This window comes from Saccharopolyspora sp. NPDC049426 (assembly GCF_040676935.1).
Taxonomy (GTDB): domain Bacteria; phylum Actinomycetota; class Actinomycetes; order Mycobacteriales; family Pseudonocardiaceae; genus Saccharopolyspora.
Map to the genome: position 1 here is coordinate 191,432 of NZ_JBFAPZ010000003.1, position 12,154 is coordinate 203,585.

General features: G+C 68.9%; 13 protein-coding genes. 4 read left to right on the plus strand and 9 right to left on the minus strand.

From position 1 onward, the window contains the following. Positions 1 to 10 precede the first annotated feature (10 nt). Complete coding sequence (locus AB0J78_RS07055; protein ID WP_363787737.1) at positions 11 to 991, plus strand: LysR family transcriptional regulator; 981 nt, start codon at positions 11 to 13, stop codon at positions 989 to 991. On the opposite strand, the gene AB0J78_RS07060 is transcribed toward AB0J78_RS07055, so the two are convergent. From AB0J78_RS07060 to AB0J78_RS07100, 9 genes are all read right to left on the minus strand, one after another. After that, positions 958 to 1,536, minus strand: coding sequence for a nuclear transport factor 2 family protein (locus AB0J78_RS07060; RefSeq protein WP_363787738.1), 579 nt, complete (start codon positions 1,534 to 1,536; stop codon positions 958 to 960). The two genes, AB0J78_RS07055 and AB0J78_RS07060, sit on opposite strands and share 34 nt — an antisense overlap. A gap of 23 nt (positions 1,537 to 1,559) precedes the next feature. Then, a complete protein-coding gene (locus tag AB0J78_RS07065) occupies positions 1,560 to 2,297 on the minus strand; it encodes an SDR family oxidoreductase (protein ID WP_363787739.1) in 738 nt (245 codons plus the stop codon). After that, positions 2,294 to 3,052 (minus strand): SDR family oxidoreductase, encoded by a 759-nt coding sequence (locus AB0J78_RS07070; RefSeq protein ID WP_363787740.1) that lies wholly within the window; start codon positions 3,050 to 3,052, stop codon positions 2,294 to 2,296. Before AB0J78_RS07070 ends, AB0J78_RS07065 begins: the two co-directional genes overlap by 4 nt. Then, entirely contained in the window at positions 3,049 to 4,359 is a 1,311-nt protein-coding gene (locus AB0J78_RS07075) for an MFS transporter (RefSeq protein ID WP_132674324.1), read from the minus strand. The genes AB0J78_RS07070 and AB0J78_RS07075 overlap by 4 nt, the downstream gene beginning before the upstream one ends. 163 nt (positions 4,360 to 4,522) lie before the next feature. Further along, positions 4,523 to 5,056 carry a flavin reductase family protein gene (locus AB0J78_RS07080; protein ID WP_363787741.1) on the minus strand — a complete coding sequence of 178 codons (534 nt, stop codon included), beginning with the start codon at positions 5,054 to 5,056 and terminating at the stop codon, positions 4,523 to 4,525. 32 nt (positions 5,057 to 5,088) lie between these two features. Continuing rightward, on the minus strand, positions 5,089 to 6,039 hold the full coding sequence (locus AB0J78_RS07085) for a cyclase family protein (protein WP_363787742.1): 951 nt from the start codon (positions 6,037 to 6,039) through the stop codon (positions 5,089 to 5,091). A 22-nt stretch (positions 6,040 to 6,061) separates the two neighbouring features. Beyond that, positions 6,062 to 7,294, minus strand: coding sequence for an acyl-CoA dehydrogenase (locus AB0J78_RS07090; protein WP_363787743.1), 1,233 nt, complete (start codon positions 7,292 to 7,294; stop codon positions 6,062 to 6,064). A 5-nt stretch (positions 7,295 to 7,299) separates the two neighbouring features. Next, positions 7,300 to 8,016 (minus strand): TetR/AcrR family transcriptional regulator, encoded by a 717-nt coding sequence (locus AB0J78_RS07095; RefSeq protein WP_363787744.1) that lies wholly within the window; start codon positions 8,014 to 8,016, stop codon positions 7,300 to 7,302. A 57-nt stretch (positions 8,017 to 8,073) separates the two neighbouring features. After that, complete coding sequence (locus AB0J78_RS07100) at positions 8,074 to 9,126, minus strand: LLM class flavin-dependent oxidoreductase (RefSeq protein ID WP_363787745.1); 1,053 nt, start codon at positions 9,124 to 9,126, stop codon at positions 8,074 to 8,076. 235 nt (positions 9,127 to 9,361) lie between these two features. Here AB0J78_RS07100 and AB0J78_RS07105 point away from each other — a divergent pair, with 235 nt between their 5' ends. Genes AB0J78_RS07105 through AB0J78_RS07115 form a run of 3 tightly spaced genes read left to right on the plus strand, consistent with a single transcriptional unit; the run spans position 9,362 to position 12,146 of the window. After that, the gene (locus AB0J78_RS07105) at positions 9,362 to 10,333 is read left to right on the plus strand and encodes a phosphotriesterase-related protein (RefSeq protein ID WP_363787746.1); all 972 of its coding nucleotides are present in this window, start codon (positions 9,362 to 9,364) and stop codon (positions 10,331 to 10,333) included. After that, positions 10,330 to 11,325, plus strand: a complete 996-nt coding sequence (locus AB0J78_RS07110) for a 3,4-dihydroxy-2-butanone-4-phosphate synthase (RefSeq protein WP_363787747.1) — start codon at positions 10,330 to 10,332, stop codon at positions 11,323 to 11,325. Before AB0J78_RS07105 ends, AB0J78_RS07110 begins: the two co-directional genes overlap by 4 nt. Next, entirely contained in the window at positions 11,322 to 12,146 is an 825-nt protein-coding gene (locus AB0J78_RS07115) for an enoyl-CoA hydratase/isomerase family protein (protein ID WP_363787748.1), read from the plus strand. Before AB0J78_RS07110 ends, AB0J78_RS07115 begins: the two co-directional genes overlap by 4 nt. Positions 12,147 to 12,154: the final 8 nt, after the last annotated feature.

A 12,154-nucleotide genomic window follows, 5' to 3' on the forward strand; every position in this document is an offset into this window, starting at 1 on the left:
AGGAGGGACGATGGAACTGCGCCAGATCGAGTACTTCCTGGCCGTGGTCGAGCACGAGGGGCTGAACCGCGCCGCCCAGCACCTCTACGTCTCCCAACCGGCGCTGTCCCAAGCGATCCAGGCGCTCGAACGCGAGCTCGGCGTGGAGCTGTTCCAGCGCGTGGCGCGGCGCAGCCTGGCCCTGACTCCGGCGGGGACGCTGCTGGTTCCCAAAGCGCGGGCGATCCTCGACAACGTCGTCGCCGCCCGCGACGCGCTGAGCTCGGCCCGGGACCTCGAGGCGGGCTCGGTCTCCATCGGCACGATGCCGGAGATGTCCAGCGACGCGGTCGCCTCCTGGATCACGTCGTTCCGGTCCCGCTACCCGGACGTGCGGCTGAACATCTCCGAGGTCGCCGGCGTCCGGGACCTGTGCGGCGAGGTGACCACCGGACGCTACGAGCTCGGATTCACCACCCGCCCGGTCCCCACCAAGAGCCTCGAATTCGTCGAGCTCGGGGTACAGCGGCTGCTGCTGGTGATGCCGCCGGGTTCTCCGGCACCGCCGAGCGGGACGCTGCCGCTCGACGCCCTCAGCGACCTGCCGCTGACGATCTGCTCGCTCGCGCAGCGCGAGAACGACCGGGTCGCGACCGCCCTGCGGAACGTGGGGGTGGAACCGCGGCTGATCGCGAGCATGCCCAACCGCCACGCTCAGCTCACCCTCGTCCTCGGCGGCGGGGTGCACGCGTTCCTGCCGCTGCGGATGGCCGTTCAGGCACGACGGCTCGGTGCCGTCGTGATCGAAACCGATCCGCTGGTGTCGGTGCCCTTCGGCGTCGCGCACCGGCGCGATGCGCTGAGCCCGGCAGCGCAGGAGTTGGTCCGCCACTGCAAAGCCACCCTCGACACCTGGTACGCGGCCATCGCCGACGCTCAGACCGACGGGGCGAGCCTGATCGACGCGGCCGACGCCGCCTACGACGACGTGCACCTCCCGATGAACCCCTGATCGTCGGCGTCCGCGCCGTCGGCCCGTCGTCGGACCGCGGTCGACAGGGACCTCGTCAAGGGTGCGGCCGGGTCGGTGTCACCGCGGCTTCCTCGCACCCACGTCGGCGGGCTCGCCGTGGTGGGCAGCGGTGGGGCCGCGTGCTCCCAGTCGAGGATCACGGTCCGTTCGGCGATCAGCCAGCGGCCCGCGCGTCGTTCGAAGATGTCGAAGTAGCGCAGGCCTTGGAACACCGCCGCCGACGCACCGCCGTCGACCGGCTGTCGCCGGTACAGGCAGCAGGTCTCCACCTCCGCGCGTTCCCCGTCCAACGCGATGGTGGGTGGGCTCAGGAAGTGGAACGTGCTCTCCAGCGTTGCGCCGTAGGTCTCGAAGAACGCGAAGAGCTCGTCGACGGTTCCGCTGAAGCGCCCGTGGTCGTCCGTGGCGTCGGGGTGGTAGCAGGTTCTGGCGAGTTCGCGGTCTCCGCGGTCGATCGCGTGCGCGTAGCGTCCGAGCACATCGGTGATCTCGGTCCGCGCGATCAGCTCGTCAAGAGTGGGCATGTGGCCTCCTCGCAGCAGGTTCTTCACACCGCCGTGTAGCCGCCATCGATGACCAGCTCGGCGCCCGTGATGTACTTCGCCTCGTCCGAGGCCAGGAACAGCACGCCGTGGGCGACGTCGGCCGGTTCGCCTCGGGCGCCCAGCGGTATCGCGGCGAGCGTGCGCGCGTTGTACTCGCGCGCCGCCGGCGACTCGTCCTGGCGCACCGAGCCGGCCGAGCCCGTGTCGATCGAGCCCGGGTGGACCGAGTTCACCCGGATCGCGTGCTGGGCGTAGGTGGCCGCGTGGGCTTTCGTCATCAACCGCACAGCCTCTTTCGTCGCGTGGTAGAGCGGCACCATCGCATTGCCGACCAGCCCGTACATCGACGACATGTTGACGATGCTGCCGCCGCCTGCGGCGATCATCCGCGGCACCACGTGCTTGGTGCACAACCAGGTGCCGCGCACGTTGACGGCGAAGAGCTCGTCGAACTCCGCGATGTCGACCTCGTGAGCCGGTTTCCGCGGTCCGCCGATGCCTGCGTTGTTGACCAGCACGTCGATCCCGCCGTGCTCCTGCGCGATCCGCTGGATCGCCTGCGCGACCGAGCGCTCGTCACGGATGTCGACCTGCAGCAGGTCGGGTGCCGCCACCAGGTCCAGTCCGATCGCCACGCCGCCCTCGCGGCCGATGGCCCGGCAGATCTCGGCGCCGAGTCCACCGGCCGCGCCCGTGACCACGCACGTCTTACCGGCGAGGCGACCGCCGCCGGAGCTCATGACGGCCGCCCTGAGATCGCGGACCTGCCGCCGTCGACGCGAATCGCCTGGCCCGTGACGTAGCCGGCTCCGGGCGAGGCCAGGAAGGACGCCACCGCGGCGACCTCCTCCGGCCGGCCCATCCGTCCCAGCGGGATGGTGCGTTCCCACTGGGCCCTGGCGTCGTCGTCGCGCCACGCGTCGTCGTTGATGGCGGTGCGGATGAATCCCGGGTTGATCGCGTTCACCGTGACCCCCTCCGGTGCCAGTTCCGCGGCGAGCTGCCGGGTCAGCGCCACGATCCCGCCCTTGGAGGCCGTGTAGGCCGGGTAGGCATAGCCGCGGTCGGCGGCACCCGAGCCGATGTTGATCACTCGCTTGGCGTCGGTGTCGTCCCCGGCCGCGAGGTGGGGCATCGCGGCCTGGACGACGCGGAAGGTGCCGACGAGGTTGATGTCGAGCACCGTCCGCCAGATCTCGGGAGTGGTGGCGCGCGCGTCGGCGCGCAAGAGCACTCCGGCTGCGTTGACCACGACGTCGATGCGGGACCGCCAGCCCACGACCTCGTCGATGGCCGCTGCGACCTGCGCGTCCTCGCGCACGTCGCAGGGCACGGCCAGGCGGTCCCGGTCTTCGCGCCCGGCGGCCAAGCCCGACTCGTCGCGGTCGAGGGCGGCGACGTGGAGTCCGTCCCGGCGCAGCTGATCGGCGATCGCCGCACCGATCCCCGACGCCGCACCGGTGACGACGGCGACCCTCGAAGTCGGCCCGGTCATGACGCCGCCGCCGCTGCGCCGGTGCCGACCTCCGCTTCATCGTCCGCGGTGCTGTTGTTGCGGATCCGGATGACTCCGATCGTCGAGATCAGCGACAGCAGGCTCATCGCCAGCAGGTACCAGCCCAGTGAGTTGATCCCGAACGTGGCAACGAGGCTGGCCGCCACCATCGGGGCGATCGCGCTGCCGCCGATCATGCCGATGGTGTAGCCGATCGACAGCCCGGAGTAGCGCACGTTGACCGGGAACGCCTCCGCGTAGAACACCCCCGCCACACCTTGGCCCGCAGCGTGCGGGATGCACATGAGCACGTAGCCGAGGAAGATCAACCACACGTCGCCGCTGCTGACCAGCCAGATCCACGGGAAGGCCAGCACCGCCTTGCCGATCACCCCCGCCAGGATCATCCTGCCGCGGCCGACCCGGTCCGACAGCGTCCCGGAGGCGACCACGAACACGCAGTCCAGGATCATCGCGACCAGGACGATCAGCAGGATGGTGCCGCGGCTGATGCCCAGCGACGTCGTGGCGTAGGACAACCCGAACACCGACATCAGGTAGAACACCACGCCACCGCTGAGCGTGGTTCCGGCCACCAGCAACGTCCGCACCGGGTAGGTGCGCAGGATCGTCAGCGCCGGAGCCCGGTCGGTGGCGCCGCGCTGCTTGATCTTCTCGAACGTCGGACTCTCGTCGATGGTGCGCCGCAGGACATAACCCAGCACGATGAGGATCGCGCTGAGCAGGAACGGCACGCGCCAACCCCAGCTCAGGAACGCCTCCTGCGGCAACGCGTTGAGCGGCAGGAAGACCAGGGTGGCCAGCACCAGGCCGAGCGGGCCGCCGATCTGCACGAAACTGCCGAAGTAGCCCTGCTTCTCCGGTCTGCTGTGCTCCATCGTCAGCAGCACGGCGCCGCCGAGCTCGCCGCCCATCGCGAATCCCTGCACGATGCGCAGCAGGATCAGCAGCACCGGGGCGGCCACGCCGAGGGTGGTGTAGCCCGGCAGGAGTCCGATGAGGAGGGTCGCGCCGCCCATGAGGGTCAGCGTCAGCACGAGCATCGGGCGCCGACCGACCTTGTCACCGAGGTGACCGATCACCACACCGCCGATGGGGCGGACGAGGAAGGCGACCGCGAAGGTCGACAGCGACACCAGCGTGCCGGCCAAGCCCTGCAGCGCGGGGAAGAACACCTTGTTGAACACCAGCGCCGCGGCGGTCGCGTAGATGAAGAAGTCGTAGTACTCGATGGTCGTTCCGATCACGCTCGCCGCAGCGGCGCGTCTGGACTGCAATGTGGCCATGATGTCTCTCTTCGTTGAGAGCGAATGGTTTTCGATGCGCCGTTAATTCCGGCGATCGCTAATTGCATCGGAATGCGGCCGTGCTCGGCCCGTGCCGCGGGCGCGAAGAATGCGCACGCGGCATCAACTGTTGTGAACGTCGTGTTTTCCCGGAGGGATCAGTTCACGCGGTCGTGCTCGGTTGATCCAGGTAGGTGCCTCGGTGGAACAGCAGCGGACGGCGGTCTGCGGTGCCGGCCAGTTCGTGCACCTCACCGATGACGATGGTGTGATCACCACCGTCGTACTCGTGCCACAGCTCGCACTCGATCCAGGCGACCACGCCGTCCAGGACGGGGGCGCCCAGCGGGCTCGGCAACCACTCGACCCCGGCGAACTTGTCCGCGCCGGAGCGGGAGAACTGCTGGCTGAGCTCCCGCTGATCGGCCGCCAGGATGTTGACGCAGAACGATCCGACGTCGCGGATGCGCGGCCAGGTCCGCGACGTCCGGGCGACCGCGAAGGTCACCAGCGGTGGGTCCAGCGACAGCGACGCGAACGACTGGCAGGTCAGCCCGACCGGCCCTTCGGCATCTACCGCCGAGACCACGACGACACCGGAGCAGAAGGAACCCACCACATCACGCATGCGCTGCGGCGGAATCGAACCGCGGAAATCGTTCCGCGTCGATTCGGCGATGTCACCGCTCGTTTCCATGTTTCACCACCTTCATCATCTTTCAGTGGAATTCAGAGCAAGGCCACGGCGTTGCCGGGTGATCCCAGCCCGCCGACGAGCGCCAGCGGGACCGACACGAACATGAACTCATGGCGGCCGAGGTTTCGCAGTCGCCCGGCGAGCTCGTCGAAGTCGAACAGTTCGCCGAGCGGGATGCCGAGCAGTCCGAGCAACCGGCGATGCAGGCTGCCCACGGCAGGGTCGCCGGGGGTCACCTCGACCGCCGGGTTGTCCACGCCGATCGCTGCGATGTGCCAGTCCCACAGCAGTTCCGCCGTCGCCTCGTCGGCGCCCAGTCCGGCCGAATCCAGTCCGCTCTTGCGGGCCGAGATCTCCTCCCGCGCAGCGGGTTCCAGCGCCCGGTAGGCCTCCAGCCAGCCGGTGCGCACGCACAGCACGTCTCCGGGGCGGATCGTCACGTCCTGCGCACGCGCGACGGCGCGCAGCTCGTCGGCGGTGATGCTGCGCTCGGTCAGCGGGTCGTAGTCGCTGCCGCTGAGATGCGTGGCGATGTCGAGCAGCACGCCGCGTCCGATGATGCCGGTGCGGGCCCAGTGGTGGATGCTCAGCCGCGGGTTCCCGGTCGCCGGATCGTCCACGACTCCGCCGTAGAAGCCGTGCTCGCGCACCCGGTGGTGCCGGAACCCGTCCCACTGGGTCGACCCCTGCGGGAAGAAGGAGTCCAGCCGGTCGTCCCACATGCTGCCGATCCGCTTGATCGTGTGCTGGAACGGTTCTCGCCGGAACAGCGGAGGATCCGGTTGGTCCAGCGGAAGGCTCAGCCCGATCCGCTCGCCGGTGCGCACCAGTCCGGTGGAGGCGCGCACCGCGTCGGCGTCGAGCAGGTTGAGGGTGCCCAGCTCGTCATCGGGCCCGAACACACCCCAGGAGCAGTTCGCGCCAATGTCGGAAAGCCGCGGCAGCTCCGAGTACTTGGGTAGCGATGTCGCGTCGATGTCCACTGCTCACCTCTTAGATCGGCGACTACAGCTCGTGGTCGCCGGCGAGCAGGCGCCCGGCGATCGTGCGGCGCTGGATCTCCGATGTGCCGTCGGGGATCCGCAGCGTGCGCGCGTGCCGCCACGCTTCCTGCAGCCGCAGCTCGTTGGTGAGGCCCATCGCTCCGTGCACCTGCATGGCCGAGTCGCTGACCCGCCCCAGCATCTCGGTGCACAAGGCCTTGGTCATCGAGGTCTCCTTGACCGCGCGATGGCGCTGTTCGACCAGCCACGCGGTGCGCCCCACCACCGATTTGGCCGCGTAGACGTCCATCGCCATCTCCGCCAGCTTGATCTGGATCGCCTGGTGGTCACCGATGGCGGAGTCGAAGGTCTCGCGCTGCTGGGCGTACTCCACCGACATCTCCAGGGCCCAGCGGGCCAGGCCGACGCACATCGCCGACATCGACAGCCGTCCCTTGCTGATCCCCAGCAGCGCCAGCGCCAGCCCCTTGTGCAGGGTTCCGATGATGTGGTCCTCGGGCACCCGCAGGTCCTCGACGGTGACGATGCCGATGTGCGATCCGGCGTGGCCCAGGATCGGGATGACGCTGGTGCACTCGAATCCCTCGGACCGGGTGTCGACGAAGAACGCGGTGATGCCGCCGCGCCGGTCCTTGTTCGCCTCGGGGTCGGTGACGGCGAACAGGATGCAGTAATCGGCGTAGGGGGCGTTGGTGATCCACTGCTTGGAGCCGTTGATCACCCACTCGTCGCCGTCGCGGACGGCCCGGGTGCGGATGCGCTGGACGTCGGAGCCGGCACCGGGTTCGGAGAGCCCGAAGCACAGCGTCTTCTCCCCCGAGGCGATGCCGTCGAGGTACTGCGCCCGCACGTCGGGCTTGAGCTCGCACAGGATCGGGCTCAGCCCGTTGGTGAACACCGACGGGATCACGTTCTCGTGGATCAGCGGCCGGGCGGGCCCGCAGATCCGGTTGAGCTCCTCCTGGATGTGCACCAGCGCGATCTCGCCGAGCCCACCCCCGCCGAGCGCCTCGTCGCCGAACATCGTGTAGAAACCGGCCTCCGCCGAGGCCATCCTGACCTGCTTCTTCAGGTCTTGAACGGCAGGCACCAGCAGCCCGTTGTCGTCGTAGCGCTTGCGTTCGTCGTCGAGCAGCGCGGCGTGTTCGCGTTCGATCGGTTCCACGTGGCGCTCGATGAAGCTGAGCACCGCCTTCGCCGTCTCCGCAGCGTCTTCCGGAACGGTGAATTCCATGCGCGTCAGGTCTTTCTCTTCCGGGGCGCTTCCCTGGGGTCGTTGGCCTCGGCCTTCTCGACGTCCAGCGCCAAGGCGCGCGCCCAAATGTTGGTGAGTGTCTGGACCACTTCTTCGATGTCGAGGTCTTCTCGTTCACCGATGACCAGGTTGATGTAGGCGAAGTTGTTGATCATCGCCACGATCGCCTCCGCGGTGAGCTCGGCGGAGACCTCGGGATCGGCCGCGCCCTGCCGTTGCAGACGTTCGATGCCGTGCTGCACGCGCCGCCGGAAGTCGCGCCGGATCTGCATGCGGTTCTCCCGCATGCGCTCGTCGAACGTGGCGACCTGCTCGACGATCCGGCTGAACCGCCGGGAGTGCTCCATCTCGGCGAAGTACTGCCGCAGCGTGTAGGCGAACCTGTCGGCAACGGTTCCGGTGAAGTCGTCCGGCACGGCCGTCAGGAGGTACCGATCGGCGATGACCGAGTCGACGAGGTTGTAGAAGACGTCTTCCTTGGACTGGAAGTAGATGTAGAAGGTGCCCTGCGCCAGGCCGGCCTCGTCGCAGATGTCACCGACGCGGGTGTCCAGGAAACCTCGGGTCTCGAACACGACGCGCGCAGCGGCCAGCAGCCGGTCGCGCGTGCGGCGACCGCGCGCGGTGCGCGGTTCCGGGCTCTGCTGCGAAACCTTCGGCGGACTCTTCCTGCGGCCTTCACCGGAGCTGCCGTTCGCCATCATGTCTCCGTTCTCGGACGTGCGGCGTGCCAGCGGCTGCTGAGTCCGCCGCCACGCTCACAGTTGCGGACGCACCTTCTCAGCGAACATTGTCATCGATCGCAGCACCCGGTCCTGCGGTTGACTGCCCGCGTCGAACCAGGCGACCAGGCCGCCGAGGCCGGTGTGGCTGTGGAAGGAGGCGAGCTCCTCGGCGACGTCATCGGGCGAACCGAGCACCAGCGTTTTGCGCTCGATGTACTCGTCGTAGCTGAGCTCGTCGATGCCGAGCCCGACCTTCGCGCGATTGGTCAGGACCCCGACGTACCACATGTAGCCCTCGCGGTACTCCTCCTTGGCCTGCTCGCGGCTCTCCGCCACGTGCACGGCCTTGAGCTGGGAAGCGCGGGCGATGTTCTCGTCGATCGCGTCGAAGGAGTGCCCGGCCGCGCGTGCTTCCTCCCGGTACACCCCGACCAGGTGCTTCACGTCGTTGCGGGTGGGGCGTTGACCGAGGACGAACGAGAAGCCCCGCCGGGCCGCCGACCGCAGCGACTCCTCGCTGGAGGACACCATCACGAACACCGGTGGCGTCGGCTTCTGCACCACTTCGGGGAACAGCTCGACCTCGTCGACCACCTCGCCTTCGGCGGGCACCTGGTAGTGCTCGCCCCGGTACCGCACCTTCCCGTCGCGCCACGCCTGCATGACGATGTCGAAGACCTCTTCGTAGCGGGCGTCGCGCTCGGCTTCCGGAATCCCGTAGGCCTGGAACTCCAAGCGGTCGTAGGCTTTTCCGATCCCGAAGTTCAACCGCCCGTTGCTGAGCTGGTCGACGTAGGCGTAGTCCTCGGCCAGTCGCAGCGGGTGGTGCATCGGCAGCCGCGACACCCCGGATCCGAGGCGGATCCGCTCGGTGGCCGCCGCGGCCGCGGCCAGCAGGAGCTGCGCGGAGGCCACGATCCCGTACCGGCGGCCGTTGTGCTCGGCCACCCAGGCTTCCTCGAAGCCGAGCCGATCGGCGTGCTTGATCTGTTCGACGGCCTTGTGCACGACCTCGTTGTGGGTGTTCCACGGGGGCACGTTCGAGAGGCTGAAGATCCCGTAATGCGGGGTGGCGACGTTGCTCATTGCTCTCCTCAAAGACCCATGACGGGGTGGTCCGGCAGCCCGCATCGAAGGCGGCGCCGCCGGGCGAAACCGCTGCTCAACCCGGGGTGAAGACGGGCTTGACTAAACATGACACGCGCGTCATTGTCAACAGCCAGAGACGCCTTCCGCAGTCACCTCCACTCCCGCTTCTGCACTTCCACCGCAGGCGAAAACGCTTGTCCCCAACCCTGTTTCCGAGGGAGATGTGCACCCCATGAGTTCGGTCCAGACCATCACCGGCGGCATCGACAGCGACCAGCTCGGCCGCGTGCTGATGCACGAGCACGTGTTCGTGTTCAACCACGAGTACGCGGCCAACTACCCCGAGACCTGGGACGACGCCCAGCGCACCGACGACGCGGTGGCCAAGCTGGCCGATCTCAAGGCCAACGGCATCGACACGATCGTCGATCTGACCGTGCTCGGGCTGGGCAGGGACATCCGCAGGGTGCGCGCCGTCGCGGAGCGCTCGCCGGTCACCATCATCGCCGCGACCGGCTTCTACACCTTCAACGAACTGCCCACCTACCTGCGGCTCCGGGGACCCGGACGGCTCATCGGCGGCGAGGAGCCGATGGTGGACATGTTCGTGCGCGACATCTGCGAAGGCATCGCGGGAACCGGCATCCGCGCCGGAATCCTCAAGTGCGCGACCGACGTTCCGGGAGTCACCCCCGACGTCGAGCGGGTGCTGCGCTCGGTGGCGCGCGCTCACCTGCGCACCGGCGTGCCGATCTCCACCCACACCGACGTGGCCACCGAGCGCGGGCTCGAGCAGCAGAAGATCTTCGCCGAGGAAGGCGTCGACCTCGGCAACGTGATCATCGGGCACAGCGGCGATTCCGAGGACCTGGACTACCTCCAGCGGCTGCTCGACAACGGTTCCTACCTCGGCATGGACCGGTTCGGGCTGGACAAGCGCTTGCCGTTCGACAAGCGCATCGGAACGGTCGTCGAACTCGTCCGCCGCGGCTACGCCACGCGCCTGGTGCTCTCGCACGACGCGTCGTGCCACAGCCACAACTTCCCCGACGCCTACCGGGCCGAGCACCTGCCCAACTGGAACTACACGCACATCACCCGCGACGTCATCCCGGCGCTGCTCCAGGCGGGCGTGAGCCAGCGCGACATCGACACCATGCTCGTGGACAACCCGCGTGACATCTTCTCCGGCGCGTCGTCATGAACGGGATCGACGAAATGCTCGCCACCGCGGAAACTCCCCAACTCGACGACGTCGTGGCCCTGGGCGGTCCACACCAGACGGACGCGGTTGACGACGCGATTGCCGCACTGCGAGCGGGAAAACCGATCGTGCTGGTGGACGACACCGGGCCACACCCCTGCGGTGAGCTCGTGTTCGCGGCGAGCCTGGCGACCACCGCTCTGGTCTCCTTCGCCGTCCGGCACACCTCGGGCCTGCTGCAGGTCGCGCTGGCCCGGCACGACGCGGACCGGCTGGAACTGCCCCCGATCAGCCGCGACCGCAGCACCCCCAACGCCCCGGAATACGGCGTCGCCGTGGACACCGCCGAGAGCACCGGCACCGGCATCTCCGCCGCCGACCGCGCCCGCACGATCGCCCTGCTCGGCGACCCCACCACCACGGCCGAGGCGTTCGCACGCCCCGGGCACGTGCTGACCTACCGAGCCCACGACGAGGGAGTGCTGGGCCGGCTGGAGGCCGGTGAGGCCGCACTCGACCTGGTCAGGCTCGCCGGTGCCGGAACCGGTGCCGCCCGCGCCTGCCTGGTCTCCGACTCCGACCCGACCACAATCCAGCGGCTCCCGGAAGCACGCGCCTGGGCGCACCGACACTGCCTGTCGGCGGTGACCACCTCCGCCGTGCTCGCCCACCGACTGGCACGCGGTGACCGGCGTGCGCGCGCGTTCCAGCTGACCATCCGCGGCAGGGCCTTCGACGTGGTCCGGTGGCGCGACGGGACCGCCGAGATCACGGCGCTCGTCCTCGGCGGCGACGTCACCGAGCCGCCGATCATCCACGACGAATGCCTGCAGTGCCTCTTCGAGCCCGACGCCTGCCGATGCCGGGCCGAGCTCGCCGCGTCCCTGCACTCGATCGCTGATCGGGGCCACGGACTCGTCCTGTACCGCCATCGGATCGCGCTGCCGGACACCACCACCGGCTCTCCCCTAGCAGAAAGGCTCGTGCCATGAGTCTCGTCCGCATCGAACGGAACGAGAAGGTCGCCGAACTCGTGCTGGACCGCGAGGACAAGCTCAACGCGTTCAACGACGCGTTGTTCGAGGACTACGAGAACGCGCTGCACGAGCTCGGGGCCGACCCCTCGGTCTCGGTGATCATCGTGCGTGGCGCGGGCCGCGCGTTCAGCGTCGGCTGGGACGTCGCCCGCCCCGCACCCAGCACGAACGGCGATGCGCCCGCACACCGCACGGCCCACGAGGACTGGCTGCGCCTGCGCGGCCACATCCGCGCCTTCACCGCGGTCTTCGACCTGCCGAAACCCGTCGTGGCCGGCGTGCACGGCTACTGCATGGGTGGGGCCACGCTGATCCCGGCCTGCGCCGATCTGGCGGTGGTCGGCGAGGACACCAAGATCGGATGGCCGGTGCTGCCCATCGGCGGCGGCATGCTCGGACCCGTCGCGATGTCGCACCTCGGTCCGAAGAAGGCCAAGGAACTCTCCTACACCGCCGGCTCCCACATCTCCGGTGCCGAAGCCGCGTCCCGGGGCTGGGCGAACTACGCCGTGCCCGCCGATGACGTGCTGGACAAGACGCGGGAAGTCGCCCGCGAGGTGTCCAAGACCCCGCTGGACATGCTCGAGATCAAGAAGCGGGCGGCCAACGACGTGCTGATCCGCCAGGGGTTCCGGGAAACCCTGGACGCCTGCGCCGGCTGGGACGCGCTGATCCACACCGCCGAGGGCAACCGGCGCATGGTCGCCAAGCTCGGTGAGCTGGGCATCTCCGCCGCGCGCACCTGGTACGCCGAGGGCGGTTCCCTCGCCTTCTGATCACCGCA

Bases quoted from the DNA above. Each gene is read 5' to 3' on its own strand.
- AB0J78_RS07065 (WP_363787739.1), bottom strand. From the start codon at position 2,297: ATGAGCTCCGGCGGCGGTCGCCTCGCCGGTAAGACGTGCGTGGTCACG.
- AB0J78_RS07055 (WP_363787737.1), top strand. From the start codon at position 11: ATGGAACTGCGCCAGATCGAGTACTTCCTGGCCGTGGTCGAGCACGAG.
- AB0J78_RS07115 (WP_363787748.1), top strand. From the start codon at position 11,322: ATGAGTCTCGTCCGCATCGAACGGAACGAGAAGGTCGCCGAACTCGTG.
- AB0J78_RS07060 (WP_363787738.1), bottom strand. From the start codon at position 1,536: ATGCCCACTCTTGACGAGCTGATCGCGCGGACCGAGATCACCGATGTG.
- AB0J78_RS07080 (WP_363787741.1), bottom strand. From the start codon at position 5,056: ATGGAAACGAGCGGTGACATCGCCGAATCGACGCGGAACGATTTCCGC.
- AB0J78_RS07105 (WP_363787746.1), top strand. From the start codon at position 9,362: ATGAGTTCGGTCCAGACCATCACCGGCGGCATCGACAGCGACCAGCTC.
- AB0J78_RS07070 (WP_363787740.1), bottom strand. From the start codon at position 3,052: ATGACCGGGCCGACTTCGAGGGTCGCCGTCGTCACCGGTGCGGCGTCG.
- AB0J78_RS07100 (WP_363787745.1), bottom strand. From the start codon at position 9,126: ATGAGCAACGTCGCCACCCCGCATTACGGGATCTTCAGCCTCTCGAAC.
- AB0J78_RS07075 (WP_132674324.1), bottom strand. From the start codon at position 4,359: ATGGCCACATTGCAGTCCAGACGCGCCGCTGCGGCGAGCGTGATCGGA.
- AB0J78_RS07110 (WP_363787747.1), top strand. From the start codon at position 10,330: ATGAACGGGATCGACGAAATGCTCGCCACCGCGGAAACTCCCCAACTC.
- AB0J78_RS07095 (WP_363787744.1), bottom strand. From the start codon at position 8,016: ATGGCGAACGGCAGCTCCGGTGAAGGCCGCAGGAAGAGTCCGCCGAAG.
- AB0J78_RS07090 (WP_363787743.1), bottom strand. From the start codon at position 7,294: ATGGAATTCACCGTTCCGGAAGACGCTGCGGAGACGGCGAAGGCGGTG.